22 protein-coding genes are annotated in these 21,342 nt (G+C 38.8%); 7 read left to right on the top strand and 15 right to left on the bottom strand.

Annotated features, from left to right (window positions below):
* Positions 1–216: 216 nt before the first annotated feature.
* Positions 217–4,584: a transporter substrate-binding domain-containing protein gene (locus N0B29_RS05255; RefSeq protein ID WP_263832659.1), complete on the top strand. Its 4,368-nt coding sequence runs from the start codon at positions 217–219 to the stop codon at positions 4,582–4,584.
* Between the two features lie 30 nt (positions 4,585–4,614).
* Here the strand turns inward: N0B29_RS05255 and N0B29_RS05250 are convergent, their stop codons facing one another.
* Positions 4,615–5,142: a hypothetical protein gene (locus N0B29_RS05250; protein ID WP_263832658.1), complete on the bottom strand. Its 528-nt coding sequence runs from the start codon at positions 5,140–5,142 to the stop codon at positions 4,615–4,617.
* A 53-nt stretch (positions 5,143–5,195) separates the two neighbouring features.
* A complete protein-coding gene (locus tag N0B29_RS05245; RefSeq protein WP_263832657.1) occupies positions 5,196–6,149 on the bottom strand; it encodes a DMT family transporter in 954 nt (317 codons plus the stop codon).
* Positions 6,150–6,364: 215 nt separating this feature from the next.
* Between N0B29_RS05245 and N0B29_RS05240 the strand changes: the two genes are divergently transcribed.
* Both N0B29_RS05240 and N0B29_RS05235 read left to right on the top strand, forming a co-directional pair.
* Positions 6,365–7,282 (top strand): alpha/beta fold hydrolase, encoded by a 918-nt coding sequence (locus tag N0B29_RS05240; protein ID WP_263832656.1) that lies wholly within the window; start codon positions 6,365–6,367, stop codon positions 7,280–7,282.
* A gap of 143 nt (positions 7,283–7,425) precedes the next feature.
* Positions 7,426–7,899 carry a hypothetical protein gene (locus tag N0B29_RS05235; RefSeq protein WP_263832655.1) on the top strand — a complete coding sequence of 158 codons (474 nt, stop codon included), beginning with the start codon at positions 7,426–7,428 and terminating at the stop codon, positions 7,897–7,899.
* Between the two features lie 28 nt (positions 7,900–7,927).
* Here the strand turns inward: N0B29_RS05235 and N0B29_RS05230 are convergent, their stop codons facing one another.
* Positions 7,928–8,809: an AraC family transcriptional regulator gene (locus N0B29_RS05230; RefSeq protein ID WP_263832654.1), complete on the bottom strand. Its 882-nt coding sequence runs from the start codon at positions 8,807–8,809 to the stop codon at positions 7,928–7,930.
* Positions 8,810–8,960: 151 nt separating this feature from the next.
* On the opposite strand from N0B29_RS05230, the gene N0B29_RS05225 reads away from it, so the two are divergent.
* Positions 8,961–9,842, top strand: a complete 882-nt coding sequence (locus N0B29_RS05225; protein ID WP_263832653.1) for an EamA family transporter — start codon at positions 8,961–8,963, stop codon at positions 9,840–9,842.
* 34 nt (positions 9,843–9,876) lie between these two features.
* Here the strand turns inward: N0B29_RS05225 and N0B29_RS05220 are convergent, their stop codons facing one another.
* The 4 genes from N0B29_RS05220 to N0B29_RS05205 form a co-directional block, all read right to left on the bottom strand.
* Positions 9,877–10,683, bottom strand: a complete 807-nt coding sequence (locus tag N0B29_RS05220; protein WP_263832652.1) for a PhzF family phenazine biosynthesis protein — start codon at positions 10,681–10,683, stop codon at positions 9,877–9,879.
* A gap of 115 nt (positions 10,684–10,798) precedes the next feature.
* Positions 10,799–11,521 carry a hypothetical protein gene (locus tag N0B29_RS05215; RefSeq protein WP_263832651.1) on the bottom strand — a complete coding sequence of 241 codons (723 nt, stop codon included), beginning with the start codon at positions 11,519–11,521 and terminating at the stop codon, positions 10,799–10,801.
* 48 nt (positions 11,522–11,569) lie between these two features.
* Positions 11,570–12,073, bottom strand: a complete 504-nt coding sequence (locus tag N0B29_RS05210) for a M48 metallopeptidase family protein (RefSeq protein ID WP_263832650.1) — start codon at positions 12,071–12,073, stop codon at positions 11,570–11,572.
* A 2-nt stretch (positions 12,074–12,075) separates the two neighbouring features.
* Positions 12,076–12,963 (bottom strand): CHAD domain-containing protein, encoded by an 888-nt coding sequence (locus tag N0B29_RS05205; RefSeq protein ID WP_263832649.1) that lies wholly within the window; start codon positions 12,961–12,963, stop codon positions 12,076–12,078.
* A 182-nt stretch (positions 12,964–13,145) separates the two neighbouring features.
* Here N0B29_RS05205 and N0B29_RS05200 point away from each other — a divergent pair, with 182 nt between their 5' ends.
* Both N0B29_RS05200 and N0B29_RS05195 read left to right on the top strand, forming a co-directional pair.
* Complete coding sequence (locus N0B29_RS05200) at positions 13,146–14,306, top strand: MotA/TolQ/ExbB proton channel family protein (protein ID WP_263832648.1); 1,161 nt, start codon at positions 13,146–13,148, stop codon at positions 14,304–14,306.
* Entirely contained in the window at positions 14,306–15,358 is a 1,053-nt protein-coding gene (locus N0B29_RS05195; RefSeq protein WP_263832647.1) for an OmpA family protein, read from the top strand. The genes N0B29_RS05200 and N0B29_RS05195 overlap by 1 nt, the downstream gene beginning before the upstream one ends.
* A 29-nt stretch (positions 15,359–15,387) precedes the next feature.
* On the opposite strand, the gene blaOXA is transcribed toward N0B29_RS05195, so the two are convergent.
* A complete protein-coding gene (blaOXA, locus tag N0B29_RS05190; RefSeq protein WP_263832646.1) occupies positions 15,388–16,158 on the bottom strand; it encodes a class D beta-lactamase in 771 nt (256 codons plus the stop codon).
* Between the two features lie 203 nt (positions 16,159–16,361).
* Between blaOXA and N0B29_RS05185 the strand changes: the two genes are divergently transcribed.
* On the top strand, positions 16,362–17,363 hold the full coding sequence (locus N0B29_RS05185) for a hypothetical protein (RefSeq protein ID WP_263832645.1): 1,002 nt from the start codon (positions 16,362–16,364) through the stop codon (positions 17,361–17,363).
* Between the two features lie 229 nt (positions 17,364–17,592).
* Here the strand turns inward: N0B29_RS05185 and N0B29_RS05180 are convergent, their stop codons facing one another.
* The 7 genes from N0B29_RS05180 to N0B29_RS05150 all read right to left on the bottom strand — a co-directional run bounded on the left by N0B29_RS05180 (position 17,593) and on the right by N0B29_RS05150 (position 21,324).
* On the bottom strand, positions 17,593–18,111 hold the full coding sequence (locus N0B29_RS05180; protein ID WP_263832644.1) for a GNAT family N-acetyltransferase: 519 nt from the start codon (positions 18,109–18,111) through the stop codon (positions 17,593–17,595).
* 9 nt (positions 18,112–18,120) lie between these two features.
* Positions 18,121–18,480 carry a nitrogen fixation protein NifQ gene (locus N0B29_RS05175; protein ID WP_263832643.1) on the bottom strand — a complete coding sequence of 120 codons (360 nt, stop codon included), beginning with the start codon at positions 18,478–18,480 and terminating at the stop codon, positions 18,121–18,123.
* Complete coding sequence (locus N0B29_RS05170) at positions 18,477–19,703, bottom strand: RNA polymerase factor sigma-54 (RefSeq protein ID WP_263832642.1); 1,227 nt, start codon at positions 19,701–19,703, stop codon at positions 18,477–18,479. Before N0B29_RS05170 ends, N0B29_RS05175 begins: the two co-directional genes overlap by 4 nt.
* A gap of 157 nt (positions 19,704–19,860) precedes the next feature.
* Positions 19,861–20,157, bottom strand: coding sequence for a 2Fe-2S iron-sulfur cluster-binding protein (locus tag N0B29_RS05165; RefSeq protein WP_037961522.1), 297 nt, complete (start codon positions 20,155–20,157; stop codon positions 19,861–19,863).
* A 10-nt stretch (positions 20,158–20,167) separates the two neighbouring features.
* On the bottom strand, positions 20,168–20,506 hold the full coding sequence (locus N0B29_RS05160) for a hypothetical protein (protein ID WP_263832641.1): 339 nt from the start codon (positions 20,504–20,506) through the stop codon (positions 20,168–20,170).
* A 127-nt stretch (positions 20,507–20,633) separates the two neighbouring features.
* On the bottom strand, positions 20,634–21,002 hold the full coding sequence (locus N0B29_RS05155) for a nitrogen fixation protein NifZ (RefSeq protein WP_263832640.1): 369 nt from the start codon (positions 21,000–21,002) through the stop codon (positions 20,634–20,636).
* Positions 20,992–21,324 (bottom strand): nitrogenase-stabilizing/protective protein NifW, encoded by a 333-nt coding sequence (locus tag N0B29_RS05150; protein WP_263832639.1) that lies wholly within the window; start codon positions 21,322–21,324, stop codon positions 20,992–20,994. The genes N0B29_RS05155 and N0B29_RS05150 overlap by 11 nt, the downstream gene beginning before the upstream one ends.
* Positions 21,325–21,342: the final 18 nt, after the last annotated feature.

The raw sequence follows: 21,342 nt of genomic DNA, 5'->3' as shown, positions 1-21,342 counted from the left end.
AAAATCAAAACTCTTAATACGTATCTTTGTCATATTTTACGCAAAAGTCACTTTTTGGTCACATACTTGCATCATAAAATAAACCATTTCATCCCTTACCATTCGTTAAAATATAATAACTGATTCATAGCATTTAAAAGACTTGAACTTTATTTATTTTAAAGCTTATCAATCATTAAAACGCTCTAGTTTAGATTTCTAAGATGGGACATTGGATTGAAAATTTTATATTTTATTGTTCTGCTTTTTAGTGTTTTATATGCTTCGCCCACAACAAGCACGCAATCTAGCAATCAACCCTCAAACGATTTTGGATTAACACAGGAAGAAAGAAATTGGCTCTCTCAAAACCCAACTATTGTTATTGCAACGACTGATGCTGGGAATATTGCCTTTCATGATAACAAAGGCAATATTCAAGGATTTGATGCTGACTTAATTGCGCAAATCAATAAAAATCTCAATATCAATCTTACGATAAAATTGTTTTCAGGCTGGGAAAACGCTTATGATGCAGCTGTGAAAGGTCAAGTTGATGGCATACTTTCACTCTCCAATACCAAAGAAAGACAAAGTATCTTTTATTTTTCGCCTAGCTATCATCAAGCCCCCACCTATATCATTACTCGTCAAAATGACTATACTATCAAATCACTATCTGACTTGGATAAAAAAATAGTTGCCACGGAAAAAAACAATATCATCAATGATATTATTCTCAAAGAAGCACCGCAAGTCACATTGGTACATGCACCAACCGTCAAAGAAATTTTAGAAACTGTTCAAAAAGGAAAGGTGCATAGTGCGATCCTAGAAGGTGTCAATAACCACGATCTCGAGCCAATGGGACTCAAAATTTCTGCTCCTTTTTACACTGCATCGGGTGAATATACTATTGGAACACATAAAAGTAAACCTATTTTGGCAAAGATTATTACAAAAGGGATCAATTCAATCTCTAAAAATCAGATGCGACTACTCAAAGAGAAGTGGTTTGATCAAAATATTGGCAAATCAATCTTTACATCTGAAGAGCTTAACTACATTAAAAATACACCTGCCATCAAAATAGGTATTGAAAATTGGGCTCCTATGATCTCGACACATGATGGCTATGTCATTGAAGGGATTACTGGAGAATTACTCACGAGGGTCATTCAAATATCAGGTCTCAAAACACAGCTCGTTTCTGGATTATGGGATGCGTTATTGCATGATTTCAAAGAGGGAAAAATCGACATTCTTCCTGCAACATACTACACAGAGGAGAGAGCCAAATACGGTCTTTTTAGCGATCCTTATACACAAATCTACAATACAATTTATGTTAATAAAGACAACCAAACAATCAAGTCCTTTGCAGACTTGGAAGGTAAAACACTAGCGATACAAAAAGGCTTTGGTACCATTGAGCCCATTCGCAAGAAATTTCCAAAAATAAAAATAATTGAAACACCCAGCCTTGAAGATGCCATTATGAAAGTCTCCAATAACGAAGTAGATGCTTTTTTTGAAGCCCAAATCGTTGCTCAAAATTTTCTTCAAAAATTACTCATTACAAACATTAAGCCTATTTTTCAAAACAGTATTGAAGCAAAAAATTTACATATTTTATCGACAAAAGATAACATAGTCCTACAATCCATTATCAATAAATCACTCAACAGTATTCCACCCGAAGAGAAAAACAATATTATTGACAAATGGCTTCATCAAGCTATTAAAAAAAATGTCAATGTGGCTTTTATAAAAGATAGAGAACCTTACACGATAGACCAATCTCTTGTTAAAGGAATTGAATACGACATCATCAAAAGAATCATGGATCAAGGCGATGTGATTCTCTCTTCTGAAAAATTTCTTTCTCGTGAAGAGATGGGAAAAGCTATGACAGAAGACATTAAACTCGATATTGCCGTAGGTGTAAAACAAAAAGAAGATGCTGCCTTTTACTATTCGGATGTTTTGATTGATTTTGAAAACATTGTTATTACGAGAGAAGAAGATCATTTTGAAATCAATAGCATTGAAGACTTGAAAGATAAAAAAATCATTGCATTTGAGGGCGCATACAAATCTTTAGGTAAAGAATACGAAAAGAAATTCAATCCTGAGAATAGACCTTTAACTTACATAGAAACCTCAAAACAAGACGAACAAGTATTAGCCTTTCTCAGAAAAAAAACAGATGTATTAGTTATCGATAAAAATGTGTTCCTTTGGTATCTTAAAAGACTCAATAGCGACGCATCTGAAACTTATCAGTTTCATGCTCTATTCCCGAACAAAAATAGTTATACTGTCGCTTTTAGAGAAAAGAACTTGAGAGATTTTTTCAATAAAAAGTTACAGGAACTAAAAAATTCTGGACAATATGCAGACATTTTTTATCACTATCTTGAAACCAATATAGAAGCTAAAGCAACAATTAGTACACTTTTTTCATCCTTGGTTGCCAAACCAATTTTTACAGAAGATGTTAAAGCAATTCAAGACATTACGACAGCCTTTTCAACCTTACCTTATATTCAAAAAATCGATGTGTTTAACAATGAGAATGTGCTCCTCGTATCACATACCAAAAGTGAATCAAATACATTCTCACAGTACAATAGTTTCTATAACCTCTCCCTTATTCCCAATAAAGTGGGTTATGTTCATATTTATTTTGATGATAATGAACTCAAACAATATGCACAAAACTATGCCATCATACCAAACCTAAAACTCTTTGAGCACCTCAGTCACTATGCAGATATAAAAGAAACCTATAAAAAGCTCGATTTTTTAGAAAAAATTTTCTTTACGCAAAAAGAGGAAGCATTTATTAAAAACAATCCTTCTATTCGTTTTGCTGGATTACTTGCGAAACCTTTGTATTTTAATAACAAAGAGGTCATTAATGGTACCTATATTGATTTTTTAAAAGTTATTGAACAAAAAAGCGGTCTTAGATTTCAGCTAAAATCGCCCGTAAAAACTAGAGAAGAACTGTATGAAAAATTTCAAAACAATGAAATCGATCTTATCGTGGCTGCGAACAACTTCGATTCACAGGCATTTTCTTCTATCCTTTCTGATGAGATGATGACATTGCGGCTTGTTATTATTGCCAATGAAAAAAGTGCCTTTACGGATGGTATTAAAAATATTAAAGGCTCCGTTGCCGTCATAAAGCTTTCAAATGCACAAACCATTCTAAAAGCCTTATACCCCTATATTCCCATTATTGAAACTGAAACTGCAGAAGAAGCACTCTTTTTAGTTGCCAAAGGAAAAGCAACTGCATTTATTGCAAATGAAGCATTGGTTCCTTTTCTTTTAGAAGATTTTCCTAGTCTGAAAATCGTTGGTATTGCAAAAGAGTCAACATCGCATTTGTTTATTGCCCATTCAACACAACCTGAGCTTATTACGATCATCAACAAAGTTCTAGCTTCAATGAACTATGAACAAAAGCAAACGATCAAAGATAAATGGTTCAAAACAAAGATCAATACAGAAGTAGACTATTCCATTGTTTATCAAATTGCTGGAGCACTCGTTTTGGTTATTATTTTAGGATTTATTTATAACCAAAGACTCAAATATCTTGTCCATCAAAAAACGTTAGAGCTCGCTAAATTGTTAAACTCTTTTGATCACAATGTGATTGCCCTCAAACTTGATGAAACAGGAAAAATTATCTATGCTAGTGAGGCTTTATGTAAAATTTCTGAGTATTCGCAAACAGAATTACTCGGTAAGAGCATCACTCTTTTAAGCAATAAAACCAATAAAAGAACCCTCAAATCTTTTAAAAAAGCATTTTTAAATCAGCAACCTTGGCACGGAAAAATCATCAACACCAGCAAATCTGGCAAAACCTATTGGACAAAAACAAATCTTTTCCAAGAGTATCGTGAAAACGGAAATTTTTTAAACCATACTATCATTTCACAAGATATTACTGCACAAAACAAAGTAGAACTTTTATACAAAGAGATTGAAGACACTCAAAAAGAAATTATCTTTAAAATGGGCGCTATTGGTGAGGCAAGGTCTGAAGAAACGGGAGAACATGTCAAAAGAGTTGCTGAGTACTCACGACTTTTTGCTCTATACTGTGGTTTATCCGATAAAGAAGCTGATATCATAAAACTTGCAAGCCCAATGCATGATATTGGAAAAGTCGCCATTGCTGATGCCATTTTAAATAAACCAGAACAACTCACACCTGAAGAAATTAAGATTATTCAAACCCATGCGGAACTTGGATATGACATGCTTAAAAGTTCTCACAGAACCATCTTGAAAGCTGCCGCTATCATAGCGCATGAACACCATGAAAAATACGATGGTACGGGCTATCCAAGAGGACTTAAAGGTGAAGAAATACATATTTATGGCAGAATAACAGCTATCGCGGATGTTTTTGATGCACTAGGTCATGACAGAGTGTACAAGAAAGCTTGGAAAAATGAAACCATATTTGAATTTTTCAAAGAAGAAAGAGGTAAACATTTTGACCCAAAACTCGTCGATATTTTCTTTCAAAATATTGACAAATTCCTTGAAATAAAGAATGCATTCAAGGGCATCTAAATATTTATGATGCCTTTAAAATTCTTTACGTTAATTCGAAGATCTTTTAGCGAGATTCTCTTTTTTATTCATGCCATTCATATCATAACCATAGCGGTTATAGCCACCTATAAAGATCTTTTGTGCAGGGTCAAAACTCTCTGAACAGGCGTCTTTGTCATATTTGACGACAAACTTCTTCTCATTTTCTTCAACACTGAGATAGTACTCAACGCCTTTATCGACCATTGCAATTTTGGAGAAGTCTTTACACTGTTTTTTCAGATCATCTGGAAGTGTATGGTAAGTGTTTAACTCATCAAGAATTTGTTTATATTGTTTAGTTGTAGATTGGAAAAAGACTTTGTTTTGAAGGGCATAGACTTTGGTTACAACCAAAGAGAGGTCTTTATGTTTAAACGTATGCGGAAGACTACCCGCAAGATTTTGTGCCATAAATGAGGCGTACATTTCAGGAGTAATATTAAAAGGAAGTGCCAACTTTTGAGTTTCTGCGGCATACGCATACAAACCTAAAAATAGAGTCACCATCAAACATGCTTTTTTAAGCGTTTTCATTCCCATAAGTCCTTGTCATCATCTTTTTCGGTATTGTAACTCATTTTTATGAATCAATCATCAACAAGACTCTTTTTTTCTTGAAAATAGATAAAAAAACCAAGTCCTACAAACACTAAACTCATGCCAAACCATGCTTGTGCATTCGGAAGTGCTGTTCCTAAAAAGAGCATCTCACCCAAAAGAGCAAAGATGACTTCACTCGCTTGGGTTGCATCAACCGCAGCTAATTCACTGGACTTATGCGCACGATGGCGTGCTAGTAAGAAAAGTGTGGTGGCAACAAGACCGGAGAGAAGTGCAACCAAGGAGGTGTTGAGCACTTGTCCAAAGCTAGGTGCTGGTGGGTTGATGAACAGAACAAGCACGAACCAAAAAGGAAGCGAGCCTAAGGATAGCAACAAGACTTTGTTAAAGGCATTCTCAACCAGAGGCGAGTCGATCTTTGGAAAGTGTTTGTGACCGTGTTTGGACTCCCAAACAAGTTGGTTTCCAAAGGGATAACAAAATGCCGCAATGAGGACAGGAAAAGCACCTTTTGCAAACTCAACAAAGTGAAAATGCTCAATGGTATGCGACGTGTTAATAAGCCCTACCCCTATGACAATGATGGTCGAAAACACCCAAATACGTTTTGGAAAGACTCTGCCAAAAAGCATCAAGACAAACAACGAAGCGATGATGGTAAGCTGCCACGTAGCGGCTATGACCCAAGCGGGTGCGTAATCTGCACTAAAACACAAAAGTGCGTAAAAACAACCAAACCCAATGCTCCCCGCCACCGTCCAAAAAAGCCAATGCGCGTAAAAAAGTTTTAAGAGTGCCGTAAGAGGTTTTTTGCCTTGAAAAAGTCGAATGACAATAAGTAAAAACAGAACCATAAAAACGTAACGAAGCGATGCAGACCAAACCCAATGACCGCCCTCTAAACTCATAAGACGATTCAGCACAAATGTTGAGCTAAAAAAAAGGGCTGAAAGTAAACCAAGTGCGATCAAAGCTACCATAAAAATCCTACTGTGAATTCGTTAGCGTGCATTATACCCACTCAGCAAAACAATGTGTTCAAACCATTGCTTTAAAAATAGACGCTTTGAAAGAACATTCAACTAAAACGTTACCTCACGAAAAGAGCGCGCATATATTTCTTTACATGTAAAGATTTTAAAGCCTATTTTTTTCAGATGTGATAAAATATCACATATTGCAAGCAGGAGATAAAATGGCTATAACGGACTATTTCAAAGGTTACGAGCGAAAAAAAATTGATGTAGGTGATAATATACAGATCAACACGCTTATTGGAGGAAGCGGTGAAGAAGCCATTTTGCTGCTTCATGGGCATCCTGAGAGTTATCTCATCTGGCGAGACATTGCCCCCGAGCTTGCTAAAAAATACACCGTTGTTGCTACCGACCTTAGAGGCTATGGCGATAGCTCTAAACCCAAAGGGTTACCTGACCACTCCAACTACTCAAAACGTGTTATGGCGCAAGACCAAGTCAGCGTCATGCAAAAGCTAGGCTTTTCAAAGTTCCACATCGTAGGACACGATCGAGGTGCGCGTGTGTGCCACCGTTTGATGCTTGATCACCCTGAAAAAGTGCTCACTTGCTCCATGATGGACATACTCCCAACGCTTGACATGTATGAGCAGACCAACCGTGAGTTCGCAACAAAATACTGGCACTGGTTCTTTTACATACAAGCGTATGACTTTCCTGAGCGCTTTTTGGGGGCTGATCCTGAGTATTTCATACGAAACAATCTCCTCAAAAAAGCCACACCTGAAGCGCAAAAAAACTTTCCAGAAGATGTTTTGCAAGAGTACATTCGCCATTACTCTGACCCTGCGACGGTGCATGGCATTAGCGAAGATTACCGAGCTTCGGCTGGTATTGATTTGGAGCACGACAAAATCGACAGACCTTTTACCATCAAAACACCGCTCCTCGTTCTTTGGGGCGCCAATGGCGTGGTTGGCAACATCTGGAACGTACTGGAAGACTGGCAAAAATACGCCTCAGACGTTCAAGGCTTTGGAGTGCAAGATTGCGGGCATTTTGTACCAGAAGAAAAGCCAAAAGTTGTTTTAGAAGCGTTGTTGAAATTTTTGGAAGAGAAAAAAGTAAAACCCTAAATAACGCTACCACAGAGGCATTTCTAGTGCCTCTGCTCTTTTACATGTAAACCTCATTCACGGACTTCGTTTAAGTATCATAAGCCTATAATGAAAACTACTTCCTACCCTGCTAACAAACCCTCGCCTTCTAAGGAGCTTCCATGCAAAGATTATTTGCTTTTTTACTCAATTCTATTCATCTTTTTGCTGCTTTGATTCTTATCATCATGTCTTTGCTCATTATGGGCTGGGCGGTTTATGAAGTTATCGCGAGTATTCCACTCAAAGGCGAGTTTATCCCAAGGATGCTTCAATCCGTTGGCGCTATCGTCATCTCCGCGGCGATTATTGATGTGGCACAGTATATGATTGAAGAAGAGGTCTTTATGAACAAAGAACTTCGTGATCCAAGAGAAGCCAGACGTACACTGACAAAGATCATCGTCATCATCACTATCGCCGTCAGCATCGAAGGTTTAGTCTATATCTTCAAAGCAGGAACAGAGAGCATGGCGCTTTTAATCTACCCAGCTTGGTTGCTTTTTGTCTCCGCCATTTTAATCGTCTCTTTAGGCGTTTACCAAAAACTAAGCGCCACCATAGAGCGAGAAGAGTTGACCAAAATCAAAATGTAGCGCCTTGCCAAATCTTTACATGTAAAGCCTAAACATACCGCACAGGTAGGTAATACGTACATTTAAAAAACCCATCATCGCTTAAAAAATGGTTCTTCTCAAAGATCGTATACGAGGGAATCGTGATCGCTTCATATCCACTCTCAGGAAGCCACTCGTGGTACACCCATTGGATGAGTTTGAGCATATCGTTGTATTGCCCCTCTACCTCAAATGTTGCACAAAGTCCATCGTACATTTCAAATAGAGGTAAGCTGGTATTTTTCAACTTTTTGCCATCCAAGGGCGCAATACACGCTACGTAAGAACACTCATTAAGTGGCGTAATGATGGGGTTGTCATGGTAAATGGCGATTTGCTCGTACTGTTCTATCTCATTGGTGTAGACCCATGCCATCATCTTTTGCCATATCTGCACCGCTTGTCGGTTGTAACCTTTTTGCCTGATGTAGTAAACACTTTTGGGATTTGTTTTGACTATCTTGGCTTCCAAATGCGAAAAGTCGGTATGGGTGAGTAAGGCATTGCATGTGCCACTTAATATGTCATTCGAGTACGCTTTGTAGCCGCCATTGCGCCACAGTTTTGGCGTTTGGGAAAAGCGCTCTTTAAACACCCGAATAAATGAAGTTTGAGAGCTGTAACCGCACATATTGGCGATTTCGGTGATGGTTGAGTATTTGTTGGTGATGAGTAGATTGGATGCTTTTTGCAGCCTAACAGAGCGAATCGTTTCGTAGATGTTGCTTCCCGTCTGCTCTTTAAAAATGCGGTGAAAATGAAATTTGCTCAACCCAAACTCAACCGCTAAATCATCAATGTTGATCTGCGTTTCGATGTGGTTATTGATATAGTTGAGCAGATCATTGGCTAATTTGCTGTGCGTTAAATTGGTCTCTTTTCGTCGCATTTTCCCATCCTTGCACGTTACATGTAAGAATTTTAGCACAATATGACAATTTTATAAGCACAAATAGATAATTTTTAGAGCAACAATAGTGAAGAATTAATTTCTTTTTACGGCTATGATTTCACCAACATTAAATTATTGGGAGCATTTCATGCAAAAAAAAGACTTCCTGCTGGCAGTTTTCATTACCTTTGTCTGGGGGATTAATTTCTCCATCATCAAGCTAGGGCTCCTCTCACTCAATCCCTTTATGCTCTCAGGGCTTCGCTTTTTGCTCTGTGCCATACCGCTCATCTTTTTTATCAAAAAACCCAATGTCTCGATGGTGTATATCGCAAGCTATGGGCTCATATTTGGCGTTGGACTGTGGGGCATGGTCTCGTTGGGGATTTACTTTGGTATATCAGCGGGCGTTGCCTCTTTGGTGTTGCAACTGAGTGCTTTTTTTACGGTCATTTTAGGCGCTATCGTTTTGCATGAGAAAATCCAACTGCATAAAAAACTTGGCTTTGTAACTGCACTTGCGGGGATTGCTTTTATCATCAGCATTACCGATGGAACGGTGACTTACTTGGGACTTTTTTTGGTGCTTGTGGGTGCCATCTCTTGGAGTGTTGCCAATGTCATTGTCAAAAAAGCGGGAACCAAAGAGGTCTTTGCCTTTTTAATTTATGCGAGCATCTTCTCGCCAATTCCTCTCTTTTTGTTGGCATACCTCACGCAAGGCGATGTTGTGTTTGTAAACTTTTTTGAAAATCTCGATGGCAAAGCCATCTTTTCCATCCTTTTTCAAGTGTACCCTACAACACTCATGGGCTACTGGGTTTGGAATTCGCTCCTGCACAAATACCCAGCATCAAGCGTAGCACCGCTATCGCTTTTAGTGCCTATATTTGGCTTACTTGGCTCTTACTTTGTGTTCAACGAGCCAATAGGAAGCTTGAAGATCATCGCTTGTGTATTGATTATCTCAGGTCTTATCGTCAATACATTTGGCGGTAATTTTCAGTTCAAAAGAAGCTTTGACCAATAGGAGACATCACATGATGTCTCTTTACATGTAAAGCCTAATAGGTAATGCTAATGCTGCCTTCCAAATACTCTTTGCATGCACCCGAGATAAAAACGCGCTCTTCGCGCACACGACAGTAAAGCACACCCGTGCGTTTGGAAGCTTGAAGTGCCACGAGGTTGTCTTTGCCTAAACGCTTTGCCCAAAATGGTGCAAGTCCTGCATGGATGGAGCCTGTTACGGGGTCTTCGACACCACCATTAGCTGGCCAAAAATAGCGCGAAGCAAAATCAAACGCTACGCTCGGAGCTGTTACAACCACATCAAACGGTGCAAGGGTTTTGAGCTTCTCAAGGTCAGGGACAACATTTTTGACATTATCCTCGCTTGCATACACCGCAAAGTAAGCTTGCTGGTTTTTGTGAAATTCAAGCGGTGTTATGGAAAGCCCCGTTTTTAATGCTTTGGGGATTTCGCTTAAAAGCTCAGGCGCACGGTTAGGAAAACTCATCTCGATAAGTCCATTTTCACGCTCATTGACCTCAATGGTATTGACCGCTTTTGCCCAAAATTTGAGAGTGCCTTTTTCACCAAGATGGTTACAGATGACATACGCACTCGCCAACGTCGCATGACCGCAAAAGTCAATCTCTTTAAGCGGTGAAAACCAACGTATCTCATACACACCGGCATCATTTCGCACAAAAAAGGCTGTCTCAGAGAGGTTGTTCTCAGAAGCGATGCTTTGCATGACACTTTCAGGTAGCCAGCTATCAAGTGGCACAACAGCGGCTTGATTGCCTTTGAAAAGTTCTTTGGTGAAGGCATCTATGATGTAGATGGGGAATTGGGAGAGTTTCATTGTATAGCCTATTAATTTTAGATAAAAAGTATATAGTATTATATTTGAAGATAAAGAGGGAGACATCAAATTATGTCTTTCCTACAAAAATTTATTCGCCAACTATTGAATATTTTTACTTGAATCGATTACTATCATCATAGTCACCCTTTTGAATAGCATAAGCTTTTGCCAAAAAAACATCATGTTGAAACTTGCCAGTATTTTCAAACATTGTAATTCCATCTGCAATAACAACATTATGATCTTTAATCAATTTATTATAACCTGTAAATAATCTTAGATTTAATGTTGCATTGTGATAAGTTGTTAATAAATATTGATTAAATTTTGGAGTTATATCAACATTATGTAATAGATAAAAATCTTTATTATAATGACTATATATTGATTCTTGAAAACTAGAAGTCTCAAAAAAAGGCATTACTTTTTTTAATGATAAACTTTTTGACAAATAAAAAGTAACTTCTTCACCAGCTTCAATGAAAATAGAATTTGATTTCTTTGCATCTTCATCTAATATATTTTTGCCTAAAGCAATGTTCCCACCTATTAATGATTTATCACCAATAATATCCAAAGTATAAGAAGTAATTTGTATTTTTTTATTACCAAAGTTTCTTGCTGTAATTGCAATATTAGTATCTGCATAAAAATCACTTTTTTGCTTAAAAAAATCAGAGGAAGGAATTAATTGCATTTTTGTAATTTGAATATTATCATCTGTAGAACCAAAAATATCAGTAAATTTTTGATCTGAAAAAGTATAAAGACTAATTGCACCAGATAAAAATGACACTAATCCTATTAAAAACAAAGTGATTTTTTTTATTTCCATGATGAAGCCTTATTTTATTAAGTATAAAATATTATCATAAAATAATTCCTAGTACAACTTCCCAAACAAGTCCAAATGCGTCAAATAAAGCCTGACATCAAACTCCAACTGATGGTAGCTTGGCTCCATTTTTTCACACAACGCGTAAAAGGCTTTGTTATGCGCTTTTTCTTTTAAGTGAGCAAGTTCATGCACACAGATCATCTTTAAAAAGGGTTCTGGCGTACTTTTAAAAAGGGTTGCCACGCGGATTTCGCTTTTACTTCGTAGGCGTCCGCCGTAGTTTTTGATGGTGACACGGTGCAAGCCTAAGGCGTCGTTGATGTCGTTGATTTTGCCATCGTAAAGCACTTTGGTGATGGGCTCACTTTTGCGTAAAAACTCAGCTCTTAGTTCCATGACGTAGGTGTAAAGTGCTTTGTCGCTGGAGATGCTATGGGTGGTTGGGTACTTTGAAAGCAGGTACGCGCCCAGCTTCTCTGTCGTGATGAGATGGCGGATTTGCTCTTTGAGGTGTTCTGGGTAATGGGCGATGTATTCTAAATTTGGCACGGCTAGGAATCTTTACATGTAAAGATTTTTTCAAGGGAATTTTTCATTCTTACGATGTTCTCTTTGCTCGATTTTTCGATGCACGCCTGCTTGTCCAAGATGAGCTCTTGCTCTAAAAGAGCGATGATCTGCTCTAAGCAAACACTGTGCGCCACGTTGTAGTGCTTGATGCGCTCGATTTGACTGTTTTTGTCTTGCACGTTTCCAAAGGCAGTTTGAAGAGGTTTGAAGCTTTTTGAAAACTGATTTAGCTTTACAGCGTCGGCATTGTAGCGAAGTTTTTTATAGTGCAGTCTTAGTTTATGAAAGCGCTCATTGGGTGCGCTAAGAGTAAGTTTTTTAGAAGCTTTGGCGATCTTTTTGAGACGATGAAAAAATATCTCTTTGATGTATTTGAAAAGCTTTTCCTCCGACTTTGGCAAGCAGAGTAAATCATCGTTTTGGAGGCTTTGAAGTTGTGTCATTATGTGTGTTTGAAACGCTTCTGTGTACTTGGCTTCAAACGCCTTGTATGCTTCCTCTTTTTCTGCTTTTAGTTTGGCTTCAATGCCCTCAAATTCGCTCAAACATTGCGGATCAACGCTGTTTTTATACGCTCCAATACACTCTATAAAAACATCAATATCGCGCATATCGTTTGTCTCTTGCTGTAAGGTTTTAAGAATTTTATCGAGCTTATTTTTACGTTTTTCTTCCATAAAGTCACTCAATTCAAGACAAACAGAGCGCGCCATACGGATGTTGACTCGGTATTGGTGTAAACTCTCAGGCTCTTTGGTCTGTAAAAAATCACTCAAATAGGTCATCATATTCTGCGTGGTTTTTGAAAGTGTATTTTTCAGCAAAGACTTAACACTGTGGCAATTCAGTTTGAGCGTTTTGGAGGACATTTTGACCACCTTAGTATGTTTAAACAGGAGATTAAAGAGTCGACATGATCTTTTATTGATATGAAAAATTGTAGTCTTTTTAGATTAATTCCACGTTAATGTCAACCTCTTGTTAAACATCTGTATACCAAAGCGCGTTATAATGTGACTCGAAAATACCGTTCTTCTATAAAGGCTTTACAATGCAAGAAAATATGAGTGAAACGCTTCAAAATCTAGCCGCGCTTGAGGCGCCAAAACGTAATTGTGCTATGGTTTACCTCAAACTCATTTTGTTGCCAACATTGGCGTATCTCTATTTTTTACTGGGATTTTTAGGCATTTTGCATTTTAAAGTGGGTATTCACAGTATCGTGCTTATTGGATTTATTTATATTGTTGCGCTCATTTTTGCAAAACACAATGGCGAGTTCGGCGCCTGCACGTTTAGACGTTACTCCAAAGAGTTTCAAACAGAACTCCATGAGTATGTTACCAAAAATTTGATGCCCATTGGTGAGACACTCAAGTCCAATGCCTCATTTCAAAACTTCATCGACACTTACGCCAAACGCATTCGCAATGACAACTACGCCTCAGTAGCGGCGAGCATTTTCCCAACTATGGGAATTTTGGGTACATTTATCTCGATTGCCATCACCTTACCTGATTTTTCATCGCAAAACGCGGGTGCTTTGGAAAATGAAATTTCCCTTCTGTTAAGCGGTGTGGGCACAGCGTTTTACGTCTCCATTTACGGCATCTTGCTCTCTCTTTGGTGGATTTTCTTTGAAAAAAGAGGACTGAGTCGCTTTGATAGAGAGGTTGCTCTTATCGAAGAGTCAACCGCTTCACTTTTTTGGACAAAAGAAGAGATAGAACATGCCTACGTACAAGAAAATCTCCAACATTTTGAGCGTATCGGGAAGATGTTTGAGCATCTAAGTTCGAGCGACTTTTTTGAGCGTTTGGGTAAAAATATCGAAGCGAAATTTGAACTGTTTGATGAGATGCTCACCCTTGAAGCTGCGGCGGTCAAAAGAGGTGCGGAACACATCAAAGAGGGTATGGACGCACTTTCACGTTCACAAGAAAAACAGCGCGATTTGGTGCATCTGCATGAAGAGATGCTTACTAAACTCAATTCGTTCAACGAAAAGACAACCGCTTTACATGTAAAGATGCTTGAGAGCAATGAGGAGATGATAACCACCAACCAAGAAGTGCTTCGCGCCCTTAAAGAAACCAGCACTGCGCGAAGTTTTCCTGCGCAAAACGAAGAGGTTGAGTCGCTCAAAGAGAGCTTGAAGATGATTGATGCTGAAACTGAAGAGATCATCTTGAAAATGGATGCGTTAAAATAATGCGTTACAACCGTTCACGAAGTTCTGACCAAAACTTCTGGGTCTCGTATGCCGACTTGATGGCGGGGCTGTTGTTTGTCTTTATCTTGCTGATTGGGGCGATTGTCGTGAAGTACGTTTACGTGCAAACAGATCTCAAACATCAAAAGCAAAGTTTAGAACAAAGCGAAGCAGAACTCACACAGAAAAAACGTGACTTTTTGAGATTGCGCTCTGATATGAACCAAACAAGCGCCTCTTTGCAAATCGCACAAGAGTTGCTCGCTCAAAAAGAAGCCAATCTGGATGAGACAAATGCCAAATTGCAATTAAGCGATAGAGAAATCGAAAATCTGAAAAAACTTCTGCTCGATACTGAGCTTGCTCGCGATGAAGTCAAAGGTGAATTTGTGGCAAGCCAAATGGAGCTTGGAACGACGACACAAACACTCAAACTCAAAGAGGGTGAACTTGCGCTTTTAAGTGCTAAATTGCTTGAAAGTACTGCCTCTCATCAGCAGTTGGTTGAAGACCTGAACATCACCAAAGCGCGCATTAAAAACTTGACTGGTATTCGCATCAAAGTCATACAAGAGCTGAAAAACAAGCTGGGCAAGAAAATCAATATTGATCCTAACAGCGGAGCGATTCGCCTGCCCTCTTCGGTGCTCTTTGATGTCGGTTCGTATGAACTGAAACCTGAAGCCAAAAAACAGCTCAAAGAGACACTTCAGCCTTATCTTGATGTTTTGCTCAATGACAATTCTATACGTGAAAACATCGACCATATCGTCATCGAAGGACATACTGATTCCGATGGGTCGTACATGCACAACCTTGATCTTTCGCAAAAAAGAGCTTACTCGGTTATGGCATTTATCTATTCGCTCGATGAAAAACGAACAACCATGCTTCAAAAATACCTTAGCGCAAACGGCAGGTCATACAGTGATCTTATCTTGAAAAATGGTGTGGAAGATAAAGAGGCTTCGAGGCGCATCGAGATCAAGTTTAACCTCTCCAACAAAAAAGCCATCGAAGAGATCGAAACTTTTTTAAATCGTAAAGAGTAGTCTTTTCTACTCTTTACATGTAAAGATTTTTACTCGATAATTCCTTTGTTTTTAAGTGCTTCTACGGTCATAAGTTTACGCAGTGGAAGCTCATCGCTTGAAGGTATGGGAAGGTTGGTTGCGAAGAAGTAAACCCCTTTTGAGCTCTCAACATAACCCACATACCAACCATGATGCTCTCCATCTTCTGGCGTTGCCCAGCCCGTTTTAGCTCGGATAATATAATTTTCTCCCTGCATGTCTATCATAATAGTTTTGAGCAGATCGATATGTTCTTGTATAAAAGGTAAGTCATTGTTGTAAAGTTTTTTCAAAAAGGCAATTTGCTCATACGCGGTAATGCGAAGCTCTCCATCAAGCCAAAAACGATCCACTTCTGGTCCTGTTTTTTCATTGCCATAGTGAAGATTTTTGAGATATTCATTGTACTGCTCCAGTCCTATGTCGCGTGCAAAAAGCTGATAACACCAGACGCAAGAACTTTTAAAGGCAGATTTGAGTGTTTGGTCTTGATTCCACGCTCTCACACTTCGCTCAACGCCATCCCAAGGAATGATAGAGTCAGCACTCACAACACCTTCATCTAGCGCAATAAGTGTATTGGGGATTTTAAAAGTCGAAGCAGGAAGCAGAGGCGTTTTCGCTCGCTCATCATTGTAAACATACCGCTCAGTGCCATCTAATGATTCAATAATCATCGTACCCGTTATATTTTCATTCTCAAAAAGTTTGGCTATGACTGCATCTTCGGCGTGTAAAGAGTAAACCAAACCCAGTACTAAAAATAATTTATGAAACATTCACTTCCTTTGTGGTTATTGCGTAAGAATTATACCTTTTTACCTTTACATGTAAAAGTTTAATTTATATCCATTTAGATTAAGATTATGTAAGTTTCATAAGGCAACGTTCTTGCATATAGAACAATTCTGTCTTTAACTTTTATTGACAACACTCTGCATATTAGTGTTAAATGAATTGACAAATAAAAAAGGAGGTATTTATGAGAGTCTTTAGTATAGTCTTGATTGTTTTGGTTGGTTTTATGTTGAGTGCTTGTTCGCTCAAAAGTCCTAGCAATAAAGAAATTGCCCCTGCCCCTATCCAGCATCAAATGGGCAATCAGATGGATGCACGTTTTTATCCATTAGGTGGTAAATTGATGCAAAAAATTGCTCACCACACTTACCCTGAAGCATTCGATGATAATGGAACACGATACGCGTGGAAAGCATTAGGAGGCGATAGCGGTGGAGATGTATTGGCGGATACGTCCACGAAATGCGATCAAAATGGAACATGTATCGATATATCAACGCTCAACTACATTATGACTGAGGCGCCTTGTATTTGGCCGCATGAACACTATTATGCCATCGTTGGCGTCTGCTGGAATGCAACCAATCGAGGGCTGTACTACACGGGAAAAACGGTACACAACGTTCCTTTTTATACACTCATCGAAAAAGTATACGGAACATACGGACTCGATACAAATAGTGCTTGTTGGTATAGTCTAAGCCCATCAAGATGTGAAGAGGGAAAAAAGAAATACGCTTGGTCACAATGTTTGACAAAAGTACAAGAGGATATGCCTTGGAGCGGTGAAAAGACGACCAATCTAAAAAGCTCGCTGAAACCAACCGATCCTAGAATAGAGCTTTACCATGACTATATTCAAAAAACAAACGAAAAAGATATGCCTACATCATTCGAAAGTGATTACCTCAAAAAACTTTTTGAGCTTAACATCAAAGAGAAGCTTGGCGATATTTCGGAAGAACGAAAAGCAATCCTTTTTAAAATTGACAAACAGTATAGGATCAAAAGGGCGGGAAGCGATAAGGGAGCATTAAAATCAACATCTGCGGAACTTGATCTTGATGCGTTAAATCAACTTTTTAATGAAGAACTTAAAGAGTATCAAAAAGTGTTAAGCGATGAGGAATATTTCAAACTTTTTGGTGCATCCAAAAGCGAAACGTTTGACATTAGAAATCAATAATGAGACATTAACTTTGTGCTTTACATGTAAGGCACAAAGTGATGAATTACCCCGCCAACTGATAATCAAAGCCGTTGGCGGGGGTTATATGTAAAAAGGAAAACAATGAAACCCTACATGAGTATGATTACCTTAGGTGTCAGTGATATGGCAAAGTCTACTTTAAAGACCCCGATGGTCATTTATGGGAAATCGTACACAACCCTTTTATGACGATAGGACCAGAAGACTAACGATCTCCTTCACTAGGATTGTCTGGTCCAGCAAGTATCAATTGATAAAATGCCAAATCAAGCCATTGCCCAAATTTATACCCTGCTTTATGGATAAGCCCAGCGGAGACAAAGCCTAATTTTTCATGCAGATGAATGCTGTTGGCGTTAGAGGCATCAATGCCTGCAACTAGGGTGGCATACCCTTTTTCTTGAGCATCTTCTACCACTGTTTTAAGTAGAATAGTTCCAATGCCATAATTGCGAAAATCTTTATGAACGTAAATAGAATGTTCAACCGTATATTTGTAAGCAGGCCATTCTCGAAAAGAACCGTACGTTGCAAAGCCAGCCACGCGATGATCTTTTTCGTACACCCAAACCGGATACCCCTTTTCGCTCTTGCTTAAAAACCATTCTCTGCGTTCATGTATATCTTTTTCTTTGTAAGTATAAACCGCAGTGGTATTTAAAATTGCATCATTGTAAATTGCTAATATTTCTTCCAAATCACTTTCATTTGCGACTCGAATCATCGCTTTTCCTTACCCTGCCAACTGGCACGCAAAGCAGTTAGAATTATCTTTACATGTAAAGCAAAAAGGAGCGACTCTGCTGATGGAATCGAAGATAAATTTTTTCCAAAGTTTATCGACAGGTTTGAGTACAACAAGCTCTGGAAAATGGCACTTCATGTACTTTCCCATCTGTACACGGTTTTTAAAACCCATCGCTTCGTAAAGATGGTTCATCTGTAAAGACATGGCTGCGATATGTGGGGCTATGACGTACTTAGAGTAACGATTTTTGGCATAGCCTTGTAAAAACATAGTCACTTCACGTTCTAGTTTTATCATTTCAAGTTGAGTGTATCTGTTTTCTATACTCTCTATTGTGGTGCTCATGCTTGTACCTTATAAATTTTCTTACGCTCTTTGGATGAGGCTACGTTCATCAATTTGCGGTATTTTGTGATGGTACGTCTGACCATCTTGATGTTAAAACGCTTTTCAATGCGCTCCAAAAGCTCATCATCGGTGAGTGGCTCACTTTTATCTTCGTATTCTATCTGTTGATTGATAAAATTCTTTATCTCTGAGCTGGAAAGCTCTTTGGTCGCGACCGCATTGGTAAAAAATGATTTAAGCGGGAAAATGCCCTGCTTTGACTCAATGTATTTGTTTGAAATAGCCCGTGATATGGTAGATTCCGCAAAAGAGAGCTCATCTGCGAGTGTGCTCATATTAAGCGGTTTTAACTCACCACCAACAAAAAAGGAAAGCTGTCTTTCCACCACCAAAAGCACGATCTTGTAAAGCGTTGTTTTGCGAAGCTCTAAGAGATTGACGATGTCGCGTGCCTCTTTGAGTTTTTCCTTGATGTTCTCACTCTTGCTTGAAAACGGATCGGTAATGAGAATGTCAGGGTAATAGTCATTATTGATGCGTAGCTTGATGTCATCACCCACTTCCACGTAAAAATCAGGGATGATCTGCTTTGGTGCTGCTTGATACTCCACAGCAGGAGGGTTTGCAAACTTTTTAATGATCGCTTTAGCCTCTTCAAAACGTCCATGTTTCGAGAATTTATCGACCTTTGCCATCTGCTCTATCATCTTGTTTACAAGGTTATAAAGCTCATCATCAATGTCATCACTTAAAGCATCGAGTTGAAACACAAACGACTCTTTACTATCGAGTGCCGCGACGCCATACGGCTCTAGCTTGGAGAAACGTTGACGAATGCGCTCAACATACTCCGTATAAACCCCACACGTCTGCGCGATCGCTTCGATGTCACCATCAAAATAGCCCTCTTCGTTGATGTCACACAGTATCTCGTGAGCGACCTTTTGTGAAATAGGTGTTGGAAAAAGTGGCGGTACAATCTGCTCGATGATTTTTTCATGCAAAGACTCACTGCCAAGTACCAACTCTTCGACAATGCCATGGCTAGAGCCTAGGTTTTGCTCGAAAGGACGCTTGACCTCTAAAAAAGGGTTTTCGTACGACAATGTCTCTAAGTGCGTACTTAACTCTTGAAGAGGAAGCTGTAACAGTGGGAGCCAAAGTTTCAAAGAGAGGTTTAAGCTCTGCTTCTGTTTGAATTCTAGGTTGATACTTCTCATGCGTCAATTATGCCTAAAGAGTGGATACTTTTTATCATAATTTATGATTAAAATTTATGCAAACAAAAGAGATTTTTTGAGAAATTGTGGAGAATCTCAACGCCACACCAAAGCTTTTTTGCTGTGGCGTTGAAAAGTGTTTTTTGCAGGATATATCTTAGTATTTAATACGTACAACGCCGTTTGGTTTGTCGATTTTCATCTGACATGCAAGACGTGAATTTTCTGAACATGTGCCCGCACATACTTCTTTGAGAACTTTAAACTCTTTCTCATTTTTAGGTGATAAAAACTCCATACCTTGTACGATTTCAACCACACACGTACCACATTGACCATCACGACAGCCGAAAGGAAGTGCACTACCGCTTGCTTCGACGACATCTTGAATGGTTGCGCCTGGTTTTACGTTAATTGCTAAAAAATCGTTGATAATTTCTACTCTTGTTGTCATCTTTTATCCTTTACTTCTTAAATGGTTTAATCAAAACATCGCCCTTAATCATCATCATCGAAGCGATGCGAACTTTAGGACTAACGGTAAACTGTTGGCAGATATCTGCATCTTGTTGCGTAATGGCACCGAGTTTTACAAGCTCATCAAGCTCTTCGTCTTCCATGTAGCTTGTTGGCTCTTCATCGCTGATATTCTCAACGCTGACCAAACATGTCGAATGATCTTTAGGATCAAAAGTGATAGGAATCCCCTTCTCTTTTGCTAGACGCACAACAGGCTCGCCTATTTTGGCATCATAGATACCATCTTTTTCTTTATCAAAATGCATAAAGATTACTTTTGCCATGACTTTTTCCCCTCCTTACTAAGATTTTTTACTACTTATTTTTTATTTTTATAACGGCTATTAAGCAAAGCTTACTAGCCTACGTTAGCCACTAGGGCGCTAAAGCTTGCCTTTTACAAGGCAGAATTTACGACTTAGTTTTATAATGATTCATCATCCATTCTGTCTCTTCGGCTTCAAGGTCACGGTAAGGTTCCATCGCTTCAAGCTCATGTTCCCTACACCCGATCACTTCGATGACCGCTTCGGCATCTAAAAAATGAACTTCATAGACACGAATGACTTGTAAAAATTCTCCAATGGTGCGGATGTACCCAATGGAGCCTTTTTTAATCATCACCTCTCCAATCCCAAGATACGGATAAGTCCCATCGTTCTTGACATCTTCCAAAAGTTTCACTTTTTGCCCGAGAAAAAACTTGGCACTCTCTTCATCTTTACCTGAAAGTTTTGCCATCACCGTGTTGTGCAAAACAACTTCTTCACTAGCAAGCACAGTTTCCTCCTTCAGATGAGATCGCACATGCCAAACACCCTTTGGCTTTTCCGTCTTCGATCATGCCCCAAACCTCAGCCGCACTTGGAGCGTGCCCATGTTTGTAGTCCATATAGACGCGCATCAGAGCAAACTTCAAAAAGTCCATGAGGTACTTTTCATCGCCATTAAAATTTTCAAACCCTTTTTTAACCAATGCTCCATACTCTCTCATAATATGAAAACGCTTGACTGCGACAATATGTTTGTCATACTCGATACCAAAAAAATGGAAATAATCTTCCGCATCTTTGAGTTGATAAAAATCATTTAGCGTTTTCATGCCCATATCCTTTTTAAC

The sequence above is a fragment of the Sulfurospirillum oryzae genome (assembly GCF_025770725.1).
Classification (GTDB): domain Bacteria; phylum Campylobacterota; class Campylobacteria; order Campylobacterales; family Sulfurospirillaceae; genus Sulfurospirillum; species Sulfurospirillum oryzae.
Note: the sequence above shows the minus strand (reverse complement) of the source record. Positions and strands in the feature narration are given on the sequence as shown.

What these genes read in the sequence shown, in the direction of transcription:
- N0B29_RS05250 (WP_263832658.1), bottom strand. Translation starts at nt 5,142, where the DNA reads ATGAAAACGCTTAAAAAAGCATGTTTGATGGTGACTCTATTTTTAGGT.
- N0B29_RS05245 (WP_263832657.1), bottom strand. Translation starts at nt 6,149, where the DNA reads ATGGTAGCTTTGATCGCACTTGGTTTACTTTCAGCCCTTTTTTTTAGC.
- N0B29_RS05240 (WP_263832656.1), top strand. Translation starts at nt 6,365, where the DNA reads ATGGCTATAACGGACTATTTCAAAGGTTACGAGCGAAAAAAAATTGAT.
- N0B29_RS05235 (WP_263832655.1), top strand. Translation starts at nt 7,426, where the DNA reads ATGCAAAGATTATTTGCTTTTTTACTCAATTCTATTCATCTTTTTGCT.
- N0B29_RS05230 (WP_263832654.1), bottom strand. Translation starts at nt 8,809, where the DNA reads ATGCGACGAAAAGAGACCAATTTAACGCACAGCAAATTAGCCAATGAT.
- N0B29_RS05225 (WP_263832653.1), top strand. Translation starts at nt 8,961, where the DNA reads ATGCAAAAAAAAGACTTCCTGCTGGCAGTTTTCATTACCTTTGTCTGG.
- N0B29_RS05220 (WP_263832652.1), bottom strand. Translation starts at nt 10,683, where the DNA reads ATGAAACTCTCCCAATTCCCCATCTACATCATAGATGCCTTCACCAAA.
- N0B29_RS05215 (WP_263832651.1), bottom strand. Translation starts at nt 11,521, where the DNA reads ATGGAAATAAAAAAAATCACTTTGTTTTTAATAGGATTAGTGTCATTT.
- N0B29_RS05205 (WP_263832649.1), bottom strand. Translation starts at nt 12,963, where the DNA reads ATGTCCTCCAAAACGCTCAAACTGAATTGCCACAGTGTTAAGTCTTTG.
- N0B29_RS05200 (WP_263832648.1), top strand. Translation starts at nt 13,146, where the DNA reads ATGCAAGAAAATATGAGTGAAACGCTTCAAAATCTAGCCGCGCTTGAG.
- N0B29_RS05195 (WP_263832647.1), top strand. Translation starts at nt 14,306, where the DNA reads ATGCGTTACAACCGTTCACGAAGTTCTGACCAAAACTTCTGGGTCTCG.
- blaOXA (WP_263832646.1), bottom strand. Translation starts at nt 16,158, where the DNA reads ATGTTTCATAAATTATTTTTAGTACTGGGTTTGGTTTACTCTTTACAC.
- N0B29_RS05185 (WP_263832645.1), top strand. Translation starts at nt 16,362, where the DNA reads ATGAGAGTCTTTAGTATAGTCTTGATTGTTTTGGTTGGTTTTATGTTG.
- N0B29_RS05180 (WP_263832644.1), bottom strand. Translation starts at nt 18,111, where the DNA reads ATGATTCGAGTCGCAAATGAAAGTGATTTGGAAGAAATATTAGCAATT.
- N0B29_RS05175 (WP_263832643.1), bottom strand. Translation starts at nt 18,480, where the DNA reads ATGAGCACCACAATAGAGAGTATAGAAAACAGATACACTCAACTTGAA.
- N0B29_RS05170 (WP_263832642.1), bottom strand. Translation starts at nt 19,703, where the DNA reads ATGAGAAGTATCAACCTAGAATTCAAACAGAAGCAGAGCTTAAACCTC.
- N0B29_RS05165 (WP_037961522.1), bottom strand. Translation starts at nt 20,157, where the DNA reads ATGACAACAAGAGTAGAAATTATCAACGATTTTTTAGCAATTAACGTA.
- N0B29_RS05160 (WP_263832641.1), bottom strand. Translation starts at nt 20,506, where the DNA reads ATGGCAAAAGTAATCTTTATGCATTTTGATAAAGAAAAAGATGGTATC.
- N0B29_RS05150 (WP_263832639.1), bottom strand. Translation starts at nt 21,324, where the DNA reads ATGAAAACGCTAAATGATTTTTATCAACTCAAAGATGCGGAAGATTAT.